The sequence below is a fragment of the Paracoccus alkenifer genome, assembly GCF_900108405.1.
Lineage (GTDB): Bacteria > Pseudomonadota > Alphaproteobacteria > Rhodobacterales > Rhodobacteraceae > Paracoccus > Paracoccus alkenifer.
In genome coordinates, this window is the sequence record NZ_FNXG01000004.1 from 166276 (window position 1) to 182470 (window position 16195).

At 68.9% G+C, this 16195-nt stretch carries 16 protein-coding genes and 1 tRNA gene; 8 read left to right on the forward strand and 9 right to left on the reverse strand.

The window, feature by feature from the left end; genetic code table 11:
• Positions 1-8 precede the first annotated feature (8 nt).
• The 7 genes from BLW83_RS11265 to BLW83_RS11295 all read right to left on the reverse strand — a co-directional run bounded on the left by BLW83_RS11265 (position 9) and on the right by BLW83_RS11295 (position 6455).
• Positions 9-965 (reverse strand): KpsF/GutQ family sugar-phosphate isomerase, encoded by a 957-nt coding sequence (locus BLW83_RS11265; protein WP_090848325.1) that lies wholly within the window; start codon positions 963-965, stop codon positions 9-11.
• A gap of 9 nt (positions 966-974) precedes the next feature.
• Positions 975-1589 carry a ribonuclease D gene (locus tag BLW83_RS11270; RefSeq protein ID WP_090848326.1) on the reverse strand — a complete coding sequence of 205 codons (615 nt, stop codon included), beginning with the start codon at positions 1587-1589 and terminating at the stop codon, positions 975-977.
• Positions 1590-1667: 78 nt separating this feature from the next.
• Complete coding sequence (locus BLW83_RS11275; RefSeq protein WP_090848327.1) at positions 1668-2597, reverse strand: SDR family oxidoreductase; 930 nt, start codon at positions 2595-2597, stop codon at positions 1668-1670.
• Positions 2598-2728: 131 nt separating this feature from the next.
• Entirely contained in the window at positions 2729-3805 is a 1077-nt protein-coding gene (locus BLW83_RS11280) for an AI-2E family transporter (RefSeq protein WP_090848328.1), read from the reverse strand.
• Positions 3806-3898: 93 nt separating this feature from the next.
• Positions 3899-4612 (reverse strand): hypothetical protein, encoded by a 714-nt coding sequence (locus BLW83_RS11285; protein WP_090848329.1) that lies wholly within the window; start codon positions 4610-4612, stop codon positions 3899-3901.
• Between the two features lie 53 nt (positions 4613-4665).
• Complete coding sequence (locus BLW83_RS11290; protein ID WP_090848330.1) at positions 4666-5469, reverse strand: undecaprenyl-diphosphate phosphatase; 804 nt, start codon at positions 5467-5469, stop codon at positions 4666-4668.
• Entirely contained in the window at positions 5469-6455 is a 987-nt protein-coding gene (locus tag BLW83_RS11295; RefSeq protein ID WP_090848331.1) for a complex I NDUFA9 subunit family protein, read from the reverse strand. Before BLW83_RS11295 ends, BLW83_RS11290 begins: the two co-directional genes overlap by 1 nt.
• A 217-nt stretch (positions 6456-6672) precedes the next feature.
• Here BLW83_RS11295 and BLW83_RS11300 point away from each other — a divergent pair.
• The 3 genes from BLW83_RS11300 to BLW83_RS11310 all read left to right on the forward strand — a co-directional run bounded on the left by BLW83_RS11300 (position 6673) and on the right by BLW83_RS11310 (position 9271).
• A tRNA-Leu gene (locus tag BLW83_RS11300) sits at positions 6673-6757 on the forward strand.
• Positions 6758-6869: 112 nt separating this feature from the next.
• Positions 6870-8642 (forward strand): sensor histidine kinase, encoded by a 1773-nt coding sequence (locus BLW83_RS11305; protein WP_090848332.1) that lies wholly within the window; start codon positions 6870-6872, stop codon positions 8640-8642.
• Positions 8639-9271 (forward strand): response regulator transcription factor, encoded by a 633-nt coding sequence (locus BLW83_RS11310; protein WP_090848333.1) that lies wholly within the window; start codon positions 8639-8641, stop codon positions 9269-9271. The genes BLW83_RS11305 and BLW83_RS11310 overlap by 4 nt, the downstream gene beginning before the upstream one ends.
• Positions 9272-9386: 115 nt before the next feature.
• Here the strand turns inward: BLW83_RS11310 and BLW83_RS11315 are convergent, their stop codons facing one another.
• Positions 9387-10391 carry a c-type cytochrome gene (locus BLW83_RS11315; protein ID WP_090848334.1) on the reverse strand — a complete coding sequence of 335 codons (1005 nt, stop codon included), beginning with the start codon at positions 10389-10391 and terminating at the stop codon, positions 9387-9389.
• Between the two features lie 171 nt (positions 10392-10562).
• Here BLW83_RS11315 and BLW83_RS11320 point away from each other — a divergent pair, with 171 nt between their 5' ends.
• The 5 genes from BLW83_RS11320 to BLW83_RS11340 all read left to right on the forward strand — a co-directional run bounded on the left by BLW83_RS11320 (position 10563) and on the right by BLW83_RS11340 (position 14759).
• Positions 10563-11144, forward strand: coding sequence for a DUF1269 domain-containing protein (locus tag BLW83_RS11320; RefSeq protein WP_090848335.1), 582 nt, complete (start codon positions 10563-10565; stop codon positions 11142-11144).
• A gap of 72 nt (positions 11145-11216) precedes the next feature.
• On the forward strand, positions 11217-12008 hold the full coding sequence (locus tag BLW83_RS11325; protein ID WP_090848336.1) for a biosynthetic peptidoglycan transglycosylase: 792 nt from the start codon (positions 11217-11219) through the stop codon (positions 12006-12008).
• A gap of 93 nt (positions 12009-12101) precedes the next feature.
• Positions 12102-12782 (forward strand): FtsZ-binding protein FzlA, encoded by a 681-nt coding sequence (gene fzlA, locus BLW83_RS11330; protein WP_090848337.1) that lies wholly within the window; start codon positions 12102-12104, stop codon positions 12780-12782.
• Positions 12783-12834: 52 nt separating this feature from the next.
• Complete coding sequence (gene queG, locus BLW83_RS11335) at positions 12835-13848, forward strand: tRNA epoxyqueuosine(34) reductase QueG (RefSeq protein WP_090848338.1); 1014 nt, start codon at positions 12835-12837, stop codon at positions 13846-13848.
• Positions 13849-13859: 11 nt separating this feature from the next.
• Entirely contained in the window at positions 13860-14759 is a 900-nt protein-coding gene (locus BLW83_RS11340; RefSeq protein ID WP_090848339.1) for a DMT family transporter, read from the forward strand.
• Between the two features lie 9 nt (positions 14760-14768).
• Here the strand turns inward: BLW83_RS11340 and BLW83_RS11345 are convergent, their stop codons facing one another.
• Positions 14769-16148, reverse strand: coding sequence for a hypothetical protein (locus tag BLW83_RS11345; protein WP_090848340.1), 1380 nt, complete (start codon positions 16146-16148; stop codon positions 14769-14771).
• Positions 16149-16195 lie beyond the last annotated feature (47 nt).

The following is a 16195-nucleotide window of genomic DNA, read 5'->3' on the forward strand; positions in this document are numbered from 1 at the left end:
GCCCCGCCCTAGACCATGCCCGCCCGCAGGCAGTCATGGATATGCAGGATCCCCTGCGGCACACCGTCACGCACCGCGAACAGGCTGGTGATCTTGCTGCCCTGCATCTCGGCCAGCGCCGATTCGGCCAGCGCCTCGGGCAGGATCGAGCGGGGGTTGCGGGTCATCACCTCGCCGGCGCGGCGGTCGAGCAGCCCCTGCATGTGGCGGCGCAGGTCGCCGTCGGTGATGATTCCGACCAGCCGGCCGGCGTCGTCCGTGACCCCCGTGACGCCAAAGCCCTTGCGGGTGATTTCCAGCAGCGTGTCGGTCATAGGCGCATCCATGCCCACCAGCGGCATGTCGTCGTGCATAAGATCCTGCACCCGCGCCAGCCTCGCCCCCAGCTTGCCGCCGGGGTGAAAGGTGCGGAAATGTTCGGGGGTAAAGCGGCGGTGTTCCATCAGCGCCACCGCCAGCGCATCGCCCAGCGCCAGCGTCATGGTGGTCGAGGTGGTGGGCACGATCCCGGTCCCGCAGGCCTCAAGCGCCTGCGGCAGCAGCAGCGCCACGTCGGACTGGCGCAGCAGGGTCGAGCCTTCGCGCCCGGCGATGCCGATCAGCGGGATGGCGAAACGGCGGGTATGGGCGACGATATCGGCGATCTCGGGGGTCTCGCCGCTGTTCGACAGCACCAGCGCCACGTCGGTTTTCGTCACCATGCCCAGATCGCCGTGGCTGGCCTCGGCCGGGTGGACGAACTGCGCGGGCGTCCCGGTCGAGGCGAACGTCGCGGCGATCTTGCGCCCGACATGGCCGGATTTGCCCATGCCGGACACCACCACCCGGCCGGTGGCTTGCAGGATCAGCCGCACTGCGTCCTGAAACGGCTGCGCCAGCCCGTTGTCCAGCGCGGTTTCCAGCGCGGCCAGCCCCTGCGCCTCGGTGCGGATCACCCTGCGGGCGGTATCGACATATTCGCTCATGCGCCCGACCTAGTGATGAAAGATGTCATTGTCATCGCCCCAGCCCAGCAGATCCAGATGCGCGCGGGTCGGCAGGAAATCGAAACACGCCTGCGCAAGATCGGCGCGCCCCTCGCGCGCAAGCCGCTGTTCCAGCTCGGCCTTGAGCGCGTGCAGGTGCAGAACGTCGGACGCCGCATATTCCAGCTGCGCCGGCGACAGCTCGGCCGCGCCCCAGTCGCTGGTCTGCTGCTGCTTGGAAATATCGACCCCGACCAGATCGGCCAGCAAGTATTTCAGCCCGTGCCGGTCGGTAAAGGTGCGCACCATCTTGGACGCGATCTTGGTGCACCAGACCGGGGCAGTGACGACCCCGAACGCGTTTTCCAGCGCCGCGATGTCAAAGCGCCCGAAATGGAACAGTTTCAGCGTGGCGGGATCGGCCAGCATCCGCACCAGATTGGGCGCATCGCGCTGGCCCGGCGCGATCTGCACCAGATGCGCGTTGCCGTCGCCGCTGCTCATCTGCACCAGACACAGCCGGTCGCGGCGCGGGTCCAGCCCCATGGTTTCGGTGTCGATGGCGACGACCGGCCCCAGATCCAGCCCCTCGGGCAGGTCGTGGCGGTGAAGATGGATGGTCATATGCGCTGGTCCCCAAGGCTGTCGCCACGGGGAATGCCCGGCCCCGCCGCCCCCGTCAACCGCAGCGGCAAAAGGGCGTCAGCCGGTGCCGCTGCCGCCGGTCGCGGCATAGACCTCGCCGGTGATATAGCTGGCCTCGTCGCTGGCCAGCAGCACATAGATCGGGGCAAGCTCGACCGGCTGCCCGGCGCGGCCCAGCGGCGTATCGGCGCCGAAATCCTTCAGCGCGTCCCTGGGCTGGCCGCCGCTGACCTGAAGGGCGGTCCAGAACGGCCCCGGCGCCACCGCATTCACGCGGATGCCCCGGGGCGCCAGTTGCTTGGCCAGCGCCTGCGCAAACGCCTTGTCCGCGGCCTTGGTCATCGCATAATCCAGCAGATCCCCGGACGGCGCGTAGGAATTGACCGAGGCGGTGACGATGATCGAGGCGCCTTTTTGCAGATGCGGCAGCGCCTGCTGCGCCATCCAGAACGGCGCATAGATATTCGTTTTCATCGTCGCGTCGAACGCTTCCGAGGTGATGTCGGCGATGGAATCCTGCGCCTGCTGGCGACCGGCGTTCAGCACCAGCACCTCGATCCCGCCCAGCTGGCGCCGCGCATCGTCCACCACCTTGCGGGCGGCATGTTCGTCGCGGATGTCGGCGGGCAGGGCGACGGCGGTGCGGCCCTCGGCCTCGATCAGCGCGATCACGCGGTCGGCGTCGGATTGCTCGTCGGGATGATAGCAGATCGCGACATCGCAGCCCTCGCGGGCAAAGGCGATGGCGGCGGCGCGGCCGATCCCGCTGTCGCCGCCGGTGATCAGGGCGCGCTTGCCAGTCAGCCGGTCGCGGCCCTTGTAGCTTTGCTCACCGTGGTCGGGGGGCGGCTGCATCTTTTCCACCAGCCCGGGCCAGGGCTGCTGGTCGTCGGAATAGGGGTTCAGCGGCAGGCGCGGATCCTCGATCGCGCCCGAGCGGTGCGGGGGGATGACGGGTTCGGTCTTATCCTTTTGCTTGCCGGACATGGCACGGCCTTTCGCACAATGGGGGAATCAGTGCGAAAAACGCGGGACCGGGGCGGATGTTCCCGCACCTGCCGCCCCCCGGCGGGATCGCGCCGCGGGCGCACGGGGCGGGCGCATGGGCGGGGCGCAGCCTAGTCCGGGCGCGGCTGTCCGGTCTGGGGCGAACGGCGGCGGCGGATGCGGGCGCGGTATTCGGCGTCGAAATAGCGCACCACCACGCCCCCCGCAGCGGCCACCGGCACCCCCAGCAGCAGCCCGGCAAAGCCGAACAGCTTGCCCCCCACCGCCAGCGCCAGCAGCAACAGCACCGGGTGCAGCTTGACCGAATCGCCGACGATGCGGGGGGTGACGACATTGCCCTCGACCACCTGGGCCGCGACAAAGACAAACGAGATCAGCGCCACATACCACCAGTCGCCCCAGTATTGCACCAGCGCCACCCCCGTCGCCAGCACGAACCCCGAGGACGAGCCCAGATAGGGGATGAAGTTCAAGACCCCCGACAGCAGCCCGATCAGCAGCGCGTAATTCAGCCCCAGCGCCATCAGCACCGTGGAATAGAACGTCGCCAGCAGCGCCCCCACGATCACCTGCCCGCGCACAAACCCGGTCATCACCCCGTCGATATCGCGCGCGAGACGGCGGATCAGCGGCGCGTGTTCGGGTGGCAGGCGGCGGTTCACCCCGCTGACGATGCGGTTCCAGTCGTAAAGCAGATAGATCGACACGGTCAGCGTCGCGATGATGAACACCACCGTGCCCACGGCGCTAAGCACGGTATTGACCGTGCCCCCGACCAGCGACAGCGCCATCAGCCGCAGCCGCTCGGTGAAATCGGTCATGATCTGGCGCAGGAAGCTGCCGTCCTCCATCAGCTCGGGGAAACGCAGCGTCAGCAGGTCAAAGCCCGAGCGGACGGTGCGCGGCAGCGCCTCGACCGCCTGGCGGACCTGGCCGATCAGGGCCGGCAGCAGCCACAGCGACGCGGCGATCAGCCCCGACAGCCCCACCAGCGCGATGATGGCCACCACCCATGCCCGGGACAGGCCCAGCCGTTGCAGCCGGTCGGCCAGCGGGTTCAGGAAATAGGCCAGCGCCGTGCCCAGCACAAAGGGCACCAGCATATGGCCGACGCGGTAGATCAGGACCATCAGCAACGCGACCCCGGCAAGCGCCCAGATCGTCCGCGGTCGAACCATTACCAGCATTGCACCCGTCCCCCGGTTTTCCCCGCGACTATCCGCGACCGCGCCGGCGTTCGCAACGCGACACGGCGGGAAACGCCGGAAACGGCGGCGCGGCTAGCGCGCAAGACCTGCACCCAGCCCGACCATCTGCACGTCGCAGTCATATTCCGGGCGGATCGAGCCAAAGCCCCGCTCGCCCGGCCGGACAAAGCGCATGGGGCTGTCGTCGCTGTCCACGGTCTGGCCCTGCCAGTCGCCAGAGCGCTCAACCCCGCCGAAAAACCGGCCGAACTCGCGGCTGACGAATTGCGTGCCGCTGCGCTCGATCAGAAGCTCGCCGGTTTCGGCAAAGCTGCGCAGCTGGAACCGCGTGGTGTCCAGCTGCTCGCCGTCGATCTCGACCCGGCCGGTCAGCTCGTCATGCCCGATATGGCGCAGACGCTCGCCGCTGTCCGAGACGGTCCAGAAATCGAAATCGTCCCGGCCGGTTTGCAGCAAGCCGGACAGGCTGGCGTGATCACGCGCCTCGGGGACCAGCCGGTCGGTGATTCCGTTGGCCAGATCGGTGCTTTCCATCCAGCGGGTTTCGACGTCGATGCGGGAATGATAGACTGCGCCTTCCCGGTCGAAATAGACCACATGCTGATCGCCCGGCGCATCGGATTCGCAGCGATAGTGCTGGGCCACGGTGCAGGATCGCTGCTGGACGGTCAGTTCCAGCGTGCAGCCGGCGGGCGGGCGGAACTCGGCGGACAGGGCAGCCGCCGCGGGCAGCAGGGCGGCCGCAGCCGCCAGCACCCCGGCCCGGATTGCGAGTGAATCGCGCATGGTTCCCCCTTGCGGCCCAGCTTAGCCCTGCGACGGGGCCTGCGGCAATCGGATCAACCGACCAGCCACAGCCCGGCCAGCGCCAGCGTGCCCACCAGGATGCGCCACCACGCAAACAGCCCGTAGCCGTGGGCCGAGACATAGTTCAGCAGCCAGCGCACCACCAGAACGCCCGCGACAAAGGCGCAGACGAACCCGACGGCGACATTGACCAGCGCCGCCGCATCCAGCGCCGCCCGGGTCTTGTAAAGATCATAGGCAAAGGCGCCCGCCATCGTCGGCATCGACAGGAAAAAGCTGAACTCGGCCGCCGCGCGCTTGCTGGCGCCCATCAGCAGCGCGCCCACGATGGTGGCGCCGGACCGGGAAACCCCGGGAATCATCGCGAGGCACTGCGCAAAGCCAATGACCACGGCGGCAGAAAGCGGCAGATCCTCGGCATCGGCATAGCGGGGACGGGTGGCGATGCGGTCGACCAGCAGCAGCACAAAGCCGCCCAGAATCAGCATGACCGCGATCAGCACCGGGGTCTCGAACAGCACCCGCTTGATGATCCCGTGGGCCAGCGCGCCGATGACCGCGGCCGGCAGGAACGCCAGCAGCACCGCACCGATGAAACGCCGGGCGCGCGGGTCATGCGGAGCGGCGGAAAAGATCCGCCACAGCCGCCCGGCATAGACGCCCAGAATCGCCAGGATCGCGCCCAGCTGGATCAGCACCTCGAATGCGCGGCCGGGGCTGTCAAAGCCCAGAAAATGCCCCGCAAGCAGCAGATGTCCGGTCGAGGACACGGGGATGAACTCGGTCAACCCCTCCAGCAGCCCCAGCAGGGCGGCAACGATCGTGTCGTCCTGCATCACTCTTGGCGCAGGTTCTTTGCCGAAGCCTTGATGGCGTCATATTGCCCCGATTTCCGGAAACGCCACAGATATTCGGGAACCACCGCCTCGACCGCCGTGGGGGCGATGCCCAGTTCGGCCAGCCCCGGCGCGCCTTGGGCCACCTGGTTGGGGCTGCGCAGGAAAAGGGCCTGATCGCGGGTCAGCACGCGGTTCGAGATCAGGCCGCCGCTGACCGCCTGCACCGCGTCAAAGGAGAACCCCAGCAGCCCGGACACGAAGCCGGGCAGCCCGACAAAGGCGCGGCGGCGGCCGGTGGTCCGGGCCACAAGCTGCGCGATGTCACGCATGGTCATCACGTCGGGGCCGCCCAGCTCATAGATGCCGGGCGCGGCCTCGCCCGTGGCGCCCTTGGCGGCGGCGCGGGCCACATCCTCGACATAGACCGGCTGCAACGCCGCACGCGGCGCGGGCAGCAGCACGATCGGCCCGAAACGCATCATCGCGCCCAGCCGGTTGAACAGCACATCGTCCGGCCCGAACATCACCGAGGGCCGCAGGATCACCGCGTCAGGGCGGTGTTCCAGCACCGAGGTCTCGCCCGCCGCCTTTGAGACCGCATAGCGGCTGCGCGACCCGGGATCGGCACCCAGCGCCGAGACATGGACGAAACGCCCCACCCCGCGCGCGGCCGAGATGCGGGCGATGCGGCCCGCGGCCTCGACATGCACGGCGTCAAAGGTGTTGCGGCCCTGCCGGCGCATGATGCCCACGCAGTTGATCACCGCATCGGCATCCGCCATCGCCGCCGTCACCGACAGATCGTCGCGGATGTTGCAGAATACCGGCTCGACCTGCCCGACATGGCCATAGGTGCGCACGATGCCGGCCTGGTTGGGGCGGCGCACCGCGACGCGGACCCGCCAGCCGTCGGCGGCCATGACCCGTGCAACCTGCCGGCCCAGAAAGCCCGAACCGCCATAGATGGTGACCAGCCTTGCCATGCCTCGCCCTCCGGGGTGCCGGCGCGGAAACTGCGCCCGCAAGCGTGATAGCGAACCGCCGCCGGGGCATCAAGCGCAGCCGCAACCCTGCGCCATTGCGCCGCCGGGGACGGCCTGGGGACGGCTTGGGGACGGCGGCGAAAAATTTCTGCCTTGCAGCGCCGCAGGGCGTTGACACCACCGGCGGCTGGCTCTACATCCCCCGCTCACGACACCGGCCCAGGTGGCGGAATTGGTAGACGCGCACGGTTCAGGTCCGTGTGCCGCAAGGCGTGGAAGTTCGAGTCTTCTCCTGGGCACCATCGTCTGGAACGCCGGAAAGCATCGCTTTCCGGCGTTCCGCGTTTCAAGGGGCCGGGGCGGCGTTGCCGGGGCTGCTGTTGCCTTTCGCGTCGGCGATTGCTTCCTGCGCTCATGTTCGGCTTTCCGCGATTCGTCATTCTCTGGCTTGCGCTTGCCTGTGCGGCGCTGTCCGCCCCGCAGGCGGTGGCCCAGATCCGCGTGGGCGTGCTGGCGGTGCAGGGCGAATCCGACGCGACGCGCGAATTCGCGCCGACCATCGCCCATCTGAACCACGCGCTGCCGGGGCTGGATTTCGTGCTGGTGCCCCTGGCGCTGGACGCGCTGTCGCAGGCCGCCGCGACCGGGGCGGTGGATTTCCTGATCACCAACCCCGGGCATTACGTCGCGCTGGGGTCGCGGCTGGGCGTCACCCGGATCGCCACGATCGAGCGGCTGGACGGCGCAGACACCAGCGGGCGCGTCGGCTCGACCGTGATCACCCCCGCACGGCCTGGGCATCCGCAGGGGTGGCCGGACCTGGCGGGGCTGCGCATCGCCGTCACGGCCCGCGACGCCTTTGGCGGCTGGCAGGTCGCCCTGCGCGAGATGCTGGACGCGGCCGCGCCGCCGCGGGGACCGCTGGTCGAGACCGGCTTTCCCATGACCAACGTGATCGAGGCGCTGCGCGCGGGCCACGCCGATGCCGGGGTGCTACGCGCCTGCCTGCTGGAATCGCTGATCGCCAGCGGGCTGGTGGCCGAGGGCGAATTCGCCGTGGTGGCGGAACGCGACGCGGGCGACCTGCCCTGCCGGCTGTCCTCGCGCCTGTATCCGGACTGGCCCTTTGCGCGGCTGCCCGCCGTCGACGCCGATCTGGCGCGACAGGTTGCGGTTGCCCTGCTGACCATGCCCGCGGCCGAGGGGCGGCGCTGGGCCGTGCCCCACGACTATGGCGCCGTGCAAGAGCTGTTTCGTGAACTGCGGCTGGGCGCCTTTGCGGACATGCCCCATCGCCGGCTGGTTGATTACCTGCGCGCCCATTGGCACTGGTTCGCGGGTTTCGCGCTGGCCGTGCTGTGGTGGGCGATCCATTCCGCCCGCGTCGAGGTGCTGGTGCGCCGCCGCACCGCCGAGCTGACCCGCGAGATGGCCGAGCGCAGCCGCGCCGAGGCCGAGGCCCGCCAGCACCGCGAGGAACGCGACCAGTATGCGCGGCTGGGAATCCTGGGCGAGATGGCCTCGTCCATCGCGCATGAGCTGAACCAGCCGCTGGGCGCGATCACCAACTATGCCGAGGGGCTGACCCGCGCCCTTGACCGCGGGCAGCCGGACCCGGTGTTTCTGCGCGACGGGGTGCGCGGCATCGCCGGGCAGGCCGACCGCGCCGGCGCGATCATCCGCCGCATCCGCAGCTTTCTGCGCCGGCGCGAGCCGCAGCGCGAGGCGCTGGATCTCAACGAGGTGGCGCGCGGGCCGCTGTCGCTGTTCGGCGCCGCGGCCGGACGGCGCGGGATCGCGCTGCGTTTCGATCCCGCGCCCGCACTGCCGCCGGTGATGGGGGACAGGGTCGAGATCGAGCAGGTGCTGCTGAACCTGCTGCAAAACGCGCTGGACGCATCCGAGGACGCGCCGCAGGGTGGCGAGGTCCGGCTGAGCACCGCCATCGACGGCGACATGGTGACGATGACGCTGCGCGACCACGGCAGCGGCCTGTCGCCCCAGGACGCGACACATATCTTTGACGCGTTCCATACCACCAAGGAACGCGGATTGGGGCTGGGGCTGCCGATCTGCCGGACCATCGCCGAAAGCCACGGCGGGCAGTTATGGGCCGAGCCGCAGCCGGACGGGCTGGCGATGCATTTCTCGCTGCCCGCGGCAACAGCCCCCAAGGAGGCAGAATGACCGCAGAGCCGCTGATCCTGATCGTGGACGACGACGAGGGGCTGCGCCGGTCCCTGCAATTCCTGTTCGCCTCGGCCGGGCTGGAATCGCAAAGCTGGGACAGCGCCGAGGCGTTTCTGGCCGACCTGCCCGCGCACGGCCCCACCCGGCCCGGTGCGCTGGTGCTGGATTGCCGGATGCCGGGCATGGGCGGGCTGGCGCTGCTGCGCCTGCTGGGCGAACGCGGCTATCCGCTGCCCGTGGTCATCATCACCGGCCACGGCGATGTCCGCATGGCGGTCGAGGCGCTCAAGACCGGGGCCTATGATTTCATCGAAAAGCCTTTCCGCGAACAGCATCTGCTGGATACGGTCGAGGCGGCGGCCGGCGTGTCGCGCGACTGGCTGGACCGCGACGCAAGGCGCCGGGGCGTGGCCGAGCGGCTGGCCCGGCTGAACCGCCGCGAGCGCGAGGTGCTGGAGCGGGTGCTGGAGGGCAAGGCCAACAAGGTCATCGCCCATGAGCTGGACCTGTCGATCAAGACCATCGAGGTCTATCGGGCCGCGCTGATGGACAAGATGCAGGCCGGTTCGGTGGCCGAGCTGGCGCTGCTGGTCGCCTTGCACCGAGAGGATGCGGCCCGGGGCTGAAGGGGCGTGGGGGCTTTGCCCCCTCGCCGGCCGGGGCCGGCTTCCCCCAGGGTATTTGGGCCAGAAAGAAATCCTAGAGGGGCAAAAGGGGCGCGCGGTGGCGCCCCTTTGGGGGTCACTGCGCCCCGCGCTCGGCCTCTTGCCGCTTTTTCAGTTCGGCGGCCTGCCATTCGGCGATGGGCTTGAAGGGGCCGAACTTGTGCTGCTCGGCCGGGAAGTCGCCGGCCCAGGGGGCAAAGGGCATGTCCACCGCCTTGCGCAGCCGGTCGGGAAAGTCGTTTTCCATGCCCGGTTTCTGCTGGCGCGGCTGGGTGTTGATATAGGCGGCGACGTCGTAAGCCTCGTCCGGGGTCAGGACGCGATCCTGATGATCCGCGCCTTCGGGCATGTTCGCAAGGATGAAGCGATAGGCCATTACCATCCGATACATCCCCGCGCCGTCGTTGTAGCTGTCGTCGCCATAGACCGGCGGATAGAGATAGCCGGCCAGATCGCCCACATCGCCGTCCCGCATCCCTTCGCCATTGTCACCGTGGCAGGCTGCGCAGTGTTCCTCATACACCAGCCTGCCGGCGGCCGGGTCGGCGGCGCGGTCGGGGGCGGGATCGGGGATGGTGCCGCCGCCGATCAGCCTGGCCCCGACCGGGATCCCGGTGGACAGAAAGCCGATATAGGCGGAAATCCCGCGCATTTCGGCGCTGTCGAGCGGCAGCGGCCGGCCCGCCATCGAGCGTTCCATGCAGCCGTTGATCCGGTCCTCGACCGTCTGGAGGTCGTTTTCGCGCGCCCGGTATTGCGGAAACACCGCCGTCACGCCGGTCCATGGCATCGCATAGGGTTTGGTCGCCTCGTCCTGGTGGCAGCTGGTGCAGGCAAGGTTGTTGCCGGCATAGCGCATGGATTCGTCGGCGACCTCGGGGCCGATCACGGCGTGGGTTTCGGTCGCCAGCCGGTGGCCGTAGCGCACGGCGCGGCCGAAATCATCGTCGCCCAGCGTCTCGATATCCGGGACGGGCCAGTCGCGCAGGTCGATTTCGGCGGGGGCGGTCTGCCCCAGCACAGCGGCGGAAAATGCAAGCACAAGCGGGACGGCGGTCAGGGGGGCGTGGAAATTTCTCATCTGGATACTCGCTTGCTTTGGCCGGACCTCAAGTGTCGGCAAGGCATATGGTTCCAACTGCGGCGCCGCCCGTCCAGCTAGGGAAAACCCCAATCGGCATGTGGTCGCAGCGGGTGAACCCCGGCGGCATCCGCGGCGTTGTGCGGGCATCCACAGGCCCCGGAGGTTGCCATGTCCCAGTTGATCGTCGTCGGTTTCGATACCGAGGAAGATGCGTTCGCGCTGCGCAAGGATCTGGGCGCCGCGCAAAAGGAATATCTGCTGAGGCTTGAGGACGCAGTGGTCGTCACCCGCCCCTCGGCCGGGGAATACCAGCTGCATCAGGCGCTGAACATGACCACCACCGGCGCGCTGACCGGCACGTTCTGGGGCGGGCTGATCGGGCTGTTGTTCCTGGCGCCGCTGGCGGGGGCGGCGATCGGGGCGGCCTCGGGGGCGCTGGCGGGCAGCGCCACGGATTACGGGATCAACGACGATTTCATCCGCGAGATCGGCAAGACCGTGCCCGAGGGCGCGGCGGCGGTGTTCATCCTCGCCTCGAACGTCAACCTGGACAAGCTGTTGCCGCGGCTGGAGCAATACGCCGGGGCGCGGGTGATCCAGACCTCGCTGTCGGACGTGGACGAGGCCCGCCTGCGCGCGGCGCTGGCCGGGACCGGCGGGCGGCTGACGCAGGATGGCCCGCCGGGCGGGGCGGCCGCTGGTGCGGCGACGGTGGCGGGGCAGCATCCAGTGCCGCCCGAAATCCCCTAGCCGCAAGCGGAAAAACCGCGCCGGGCAAGGTTTCCTTGACGCAGGCCGCAATGGCGTGACACCACGCAGGCCATGACGTCACCGGACCCCTTTCCCGGCGCGCCGCCCCCGGATGCGTTGCCCGTGCCGCCGCGGCCCCCCGCCCGGCGGGCGCGGCGCGGAGCCTGGGCTGCCGCCGTCAGCCGGGGCTGGCGGTCGCTGCGCCGCGCCGCGCTGGCGCCGGTCTGGCGGCTTTCGCGCTGGCTGGGGCTGCGGGTGCTGGCGCTGATGCTGGCGCTGGTGGTGCTGTTTGGCTGGTTCCTGAACCCGCCGACCACCTGGACGATCCTGGCCGAGGGCACCAGCGTGCCGCGCAAATGGACCCGCGCGGCCGACATCGCGCCGGTGATGCTGCGCTCGGTCGTCGCGGCCGAGGACGCCAATTTCTGCCTGCACTGGGGTTTCGACATGACCGAGATCCGCCGGGTGATCGCGCGGGGGGAACGGCGCGGGGCCTCGACCCTGACCCAGCAGACCGCCAAGAACGTCTATCTGTGGCAGGGGCGCAGCTGGGGCCGCAAGGCGCTGGAAACCTTGTATACCCCGATGATCGAGGCGGTCTGGAGCAAGCGTCGCATCATCGAGGTCTATCTGAACGTGGCCGAGTTCGGGCCGGGGGTGTTCGGCATCCACGCGGCCGCCGAGCATCATTTCGGCACCACCCCCGACGCGCTGAGCGCACGGCAGGCGGCGGCGCTGGCCTCGGTGCTGCCGGGGCCCAAGACCCGGACCGCGCAGACCGGCAGCAGGCGCGCGCGCGCCATAGCCGACGGGGCCGCGACCATCCGCCGCGACGGGCGCGCCGCCTGTTTCGAGCGCGACTGACCGGCACGGGACCGCGCGCAACCGCGTGCAGTTGAAACACGCAACCGGCGCGCGTATGAACCCCCTATCCCCAAGAAGCAGTCATTCCGGCCGATGAACACGCCCTCGACCCCTCGCCTTTATCATATTCCCCTGTCGCCCTATTGCCGCAAGGTGCGGTTGGTGCTGGGCGAAAAACGCATCGACGTCGAGCTGGTCGAGGAACGCTGGTGGGAAGCGGGGTCCGAGATCCTGCGCCGTAACCCCGCCGGCAAGATCCCGGTGCTGCGGATGGACGGGCGGCTGTGGTCGGAAAGTCAGGCGATCGTCGAATATCTGGACGAGACCCATCCGAACCCGGCCCTGATGCCCGACACCCCCGCCGGCCGGCACGAGGTGCGCCGGCTGTGCGCCTGGTTCGACGACAAGTTCAACGAAGAGGTGACGCGGCCGATCCTGTCCGAGCGGGTATGGAAAAAGGTGATGAAGGCCGGCTATCCTGATTCGCGGCTGGTCAAGTCGGGGCTGCGGGCGGTCAAGGAACATATCGACTATCTCGGCTCGCTGCTGGACGAACGGAAATGGCTGGCCGGCAACGCGCTGACGCTGGCCGATTTCACGGCGGCGGCGCATCTGTCCTGTCTCGACTACATCTCGGACGTGGACTGGGACCGCTCGAACTCGCTCAAGGATTGGTATGCGACGGTGAAATCGCGCCCGGCCTTTCGCAGCGTGCTGGCCGATCAGGTGTCGGGGCTGGCGCCGGCGCCGCATTATGCCGAACTCGATTTCTGAAAAGGGGGGCGCTGCCCCCCGGCCTGCGGCCTCCCCCCGGGATATTTGGGTGATGAAGAAGGAACTGGCCGCCCGCGCGTTGGACGAGGGGTTTTCGGCGGTGCGCGTGACCACCCCCGATGCGATCCCGCAGGCGGCGGCGCGGCTGGCGGAATATGTGGCGCAGGGCCGGCACGGGCAGATGGGCTGGATGGAAGAACGGATGCACTGGCGCGGCGCCCCCGATGCGTTGTGGCCCGAGGCCCGCGCCGTGGTGATGCTGGCCGAGACCTATACGCCCCCCCACGACCCGCGCGAGGATCTGGCGCAGCGCGATCGCGGCGCAATCAGCGTCTATGCGCAGGGCAAGGATTACCACGACATCGTGAAATCGCGGCTGAAGCGCGTGGGCCGCTGGCTGATCGAGCAGGCGGGCGGCGAGATCAAGGTGTTCGTGGACACCGCCCCGGTGATGGAAAAGCCCTTGGCGCAGGCCGCGGGGCTGGGCTGGCAGGGCAAGCACACCAATCTGGTCAGCCGCGAGCTGGGCAGCTGGTTCTTTCTGGGGGCGATTTTCACCACTCTGCCCCTGCCCCCCGATCCGGCTGAGCCCGACCGCTGCGGATCCTGCCGCGCCTGTCTGGACGCCTGCCCCACCGACGCATTCCCCGCGCCGTTCCAACTGGATGCGCGGCGCTGCATTTCCTATCTGACCATCGAGCACAAAGGGCCGGTGGACGAGGAATTGCGCCCGCTGCTGGGCAACCGCATCTATGGCTGCGACGACTGTCTGGCGGCCTGTCCGTGGAACAAATTCGCGGCCGAGGCGCGCGAGATGCGCTATCACGGACCCCATCGCGCGCCACCCTTGGCGGAGCTTGCGGCGCTGGACGACGCCGCATTCCGCGCCCGGTTTTCCGGCAGCCCGATCAAGCGCATCGGGCGCGACCGCATGGTGCGCAACGTGCTGTATGCAATCGGCAACAGCGGCGACCCGGCGCTGCGCCCGCTGGCGGCGGCGCGCCTGGACGACCCCGACCCTGCGGTCGCCGATGCCGCCGCCTGGGCACTGGGGCGGCTGGCGTGAAGAACCCGACCATGGGCATTCTGCTGAAGCTGGGCAGCGTGGTGCTGTTCACCGGCATGGCCGCGATTCTCAAGGCCACTGCGGTGTCGGTGCCGCCCGGCGAGCAGATGTTCTTTCGCTCGCTGTTCGGGGTGCCGCTGATTCTGGCGTGGCTGGCGTGGCGGGGCGATCTGGCCACCGGGCTGCGCACCCGCAACCCCATGAGCCATGCGCTGCGCGGCATCATCGGCACCATCTCGATGGGCTGTATTTTCGGCGGGCTGGGGCTGCTGCCCTTTCCCGAGGCGACGGCGCTTGGCTATGCCATGCCGCTGATGATCGTGATCTTTGCCGCGATGTTCCTGGACGAACGCGTCGGCATCTTCCGGCTGGGCATGGTGGCGCTGGGGCTGGTCGGGGTGCTGATCGTGCTGTCGCCGCAGTTGTCGGTGGGGGTCGGCGAGGCATCCGGCGCGCAGACACTCGGCGCGATGCTGACGCTGACCGGGGCGAGCTTCGGGGCGCTGGCGCAGATCTTCATCAGCCGGATGGTGGTGACGGAAAAACCCTCGGCGGTGGCGTTCTGGTTCCTTGTCACCTCGACCGTGCTGTCGCTGGTGACGCTGCCCTTTGGCTGGGTGATGCCGGATGCGGGCACGGCCGCGCTGCTGGTGGCCGCCGGGTTCATGGGCGGCGCGGCGCAGGTCATGCTGACCTCGTCCTATCGCTTTGCCGATGCCTCGCTGGTGGCGCCGTTCGACTATGCCTCGATGCTGCTGGCGATGGCGATCGGCTGGTTCGTCTTTGCCGAGCCGACCTCGGGGCGGATGCTGGCCGGGGCGGCGGTGATCATCGCCGCAGGGGTGGCGATCATCCTGCGCGAGCGGCAACTGGGCATCAACCGCGCCCAAAGGGCCGGCACGCCGCGCTAAGCAGCCGCGTCAGGTTCGGTCGGGAAAACCAAAAGCCACGTAATCGCGCAGATAGGCGGCTTTCGCGGCGCGGCGCAGGGCGGGGTCGTCCAGGCATTCCGGCACTGGCTCGGGCGCGGGGCCGTCGCTTTCGATCCCGGCGGAACGGGCGAGATACCCCAGATCCGCCGCCATCCGATCCTCGCGCGCGACCAGGTCGGGGGCGCCGAATTCGGCAAAACCGACCAGCACCTGCGCCTGCGTGGCCCAGCCGGGATGGGTGGCAAGCCCGGTCTGCCCGTTCAGATTGCGCCGCAGGAAATCCAGAAAAGCCACGAACAGCGGCAGTTTTTCGGCCTCGGTCACGGCGTCCAGCGCATCCTCGGGCGGCAGCGCGATGCCGTGGACGCGGCGCAGCGTGTCGCGCAGCTGAGGGTTGCGGGCCGAGAGCATCGCCTGGAACGCCGCCCATGCGCGGGGCAGCGGGTGGCGCAGCACGGTCAGGCTGCGGTGTCCGGGATGGGCGCGTTTCCAATGCCGCAGCGCGTTGCGGGTCGGCTCGCCCTCGACCCGGCCCAGATCTTCCAGCCAGCCCCGGACGGTGGCGGTGGGGCCGCCGCGGATGGGCATGAACAGCAGCCCCCGCCCGGCATCAGTCGTCAGGAACGACGGCACCGCCGGCCCGCGGCGCGGCTCGAAACCGGGAATGCGATGCAGCTGGAACGGGTCCAGGGCCACGATCTCGTCCTGCATGGCGGCGAAATTCGTCACCTTGTCAGCCATTTCCCGAGGGTTCTGCGGCACCTGATCCTGCGCCGACTCGACCCGCTCCAGATCGGTGCGGCCCAGCCAGTGCAACAGCCCGGTCATCACCCCGGCGTCGCGCAGATCGTCGTAATTCAGCCAGAACGCCGACTGCCCCCGGATTTGCAGCGCGTGCTGGATGCGATCCAGAAAACCCTGCGTCTCGGCCAGGTTTTCGCGAAAGCTGCCGGCGTCGAATTCCACCTGCGCGGGAATAGGGGTCTCGGTCTCGTTCAGCTTCCACTGGTTGGTCGCATAGGCCAGCCGGGTCGAGACCCAGCTGTCCACCGGGTTGCGGGTCAGCACGATCTTGGCACAAGTGGGATCGTCCATCAGCGGCTCGAACATGCGCGGGTCGTGGTCGTGAAAATAGCGAAAGCCCTTGACCTTGCGGGCGTTTACCATGTTTTGCCACAGAGAGACGGGATCGGCCTCTCGCTGGGCCAGCGTCATGTCGTAAAGTGTTTCCTGATCGGGCCAGCCCATGAAATAGGGGTTATACGCCTCGCCGAAACAGGCGATGTCATGGGCGTTCAGCGTCGCCTCAAGCAGGTTCGAGCCGGTGCGCATCCCGGCAAAGATCACGAAGCTGCGAAACACGGTCATCGGAAAACCCCTTGGCCGTCGTGGCCGGTCGGTGTGAAACAGGCCGG

Bases quoted from the DNA above. Each gene is read 5' to 3' on its own strand.
- BLW83_RS11265 (WP_090848325.1), bottom strand. From the start codon at position 965: ATGAGCGAATATGTCGATACCGCCCGCAGGGTGATCCGCACCGAGGCG.
- BLW83_RS11270 (WP_090848326.1), bottom strand. From the start codon at position 1,589: ATGACCATCCATCTTCACCGCCACGACCTGCCCGAGGGGCTGGATCTG.
- BLW83_RS11275 (WP_090848327.1), bottom strand. From the start codon at position 2,597: ATGTCCGGCAAGCAAAAGGATAAGACCGAACCCGTCATCCCCCCGCAC.
- BLW83_RS11280 (WP_090848328.1), bottom strand. From the start codon at position 3,805: ATGCTGGTAATGGTTCGACCGCGGACGATCTGGGCGCTTGCCGGGGTC.
- BLW83_RS11285 (WP_090848329.1), bottom strand. From the start codon at position 4,612: ATGCGCGATTCACTCGCAATCCGGGCCGGGGTGCTGGCGGCTGCGGCC.
- BLW83_RS11290 (WP_090848330.1), bottom strand. From the start codon at position 5,469: ATGCAGGACGACACGATCGTTGCCGCCCTGCTGGGGCTGCTGGAGGGG.
- BLW83_RS11295 (WP_090848331.1), bottom strand. From the start codon at position 6,455: ATGGCAAGGCTGGTCACCATCTATGGCGGTTCGGGCTTTCTGGGCCGG.
- BLW83_RS11305 (WP_090848332.1), top strand. From the start codon at position 6,870: ATGTTCGGCTTTCCGCGATTCGTCATTCTCTGGCTTGCGCTTGCCTGT.
- BLW83_RS11310 (WP_090848333.1), top strand. From the start codon at position 8,639: ATGACCGCAGAGCCGCTGATCCTGATCGTGGACGACGACGAGGGGCTG.
- BLW83_RS11315 (WP_090848334.1), bottom strand. From the start codon at position 10,391: ATGAGAAATTTCCACGCCCCCCTGACCGCCGTCCCGCTTGTGCTTGCA.
- BLW83_RS11320 (WP_090848335.1), top strand. From the start codon at position 10,563: ATGTCCCAGTTGATCGTCGTCGGTTTCGATACCGAGGAAGATGCGTTC.
- BLW83_RS11325 (WP_090848336.1), top strand. From the start codon at position 11,217: ATGACGTCACCGGACCCCTTTCCCGGCGCGCCGCCCCCGGATGCGTTG.
- fzlA (WP_090848337.1), top strand. From the start codon at position 12,102: ATGAACACGCCCTCGACCCCTCGCCTTTATCATATTCCCCTGTCGCCC.
- queG (WP_090848338.1), top strand. From the start codon at position 12,835: ATGAAGAAGGAACTGGCCGCCCGCGCGTTGGACGAGGGGTTTTCGGCG.
- BLW83_RS11340 (WP_090848339.1), top strand. From the start codon at position 13,860: ATGGGCATTCTGCTGAAGCTGGGCAGCGTGGTGCTGTTCACCGGCATG.
- BLW83_RS11345 (WP_090848340.1), bottom strand. From the start codon at position 16,148: ATGACCGTGTTTCGCAGCTTCGTGATCTTTGCCGGGATGCGCACCGGC.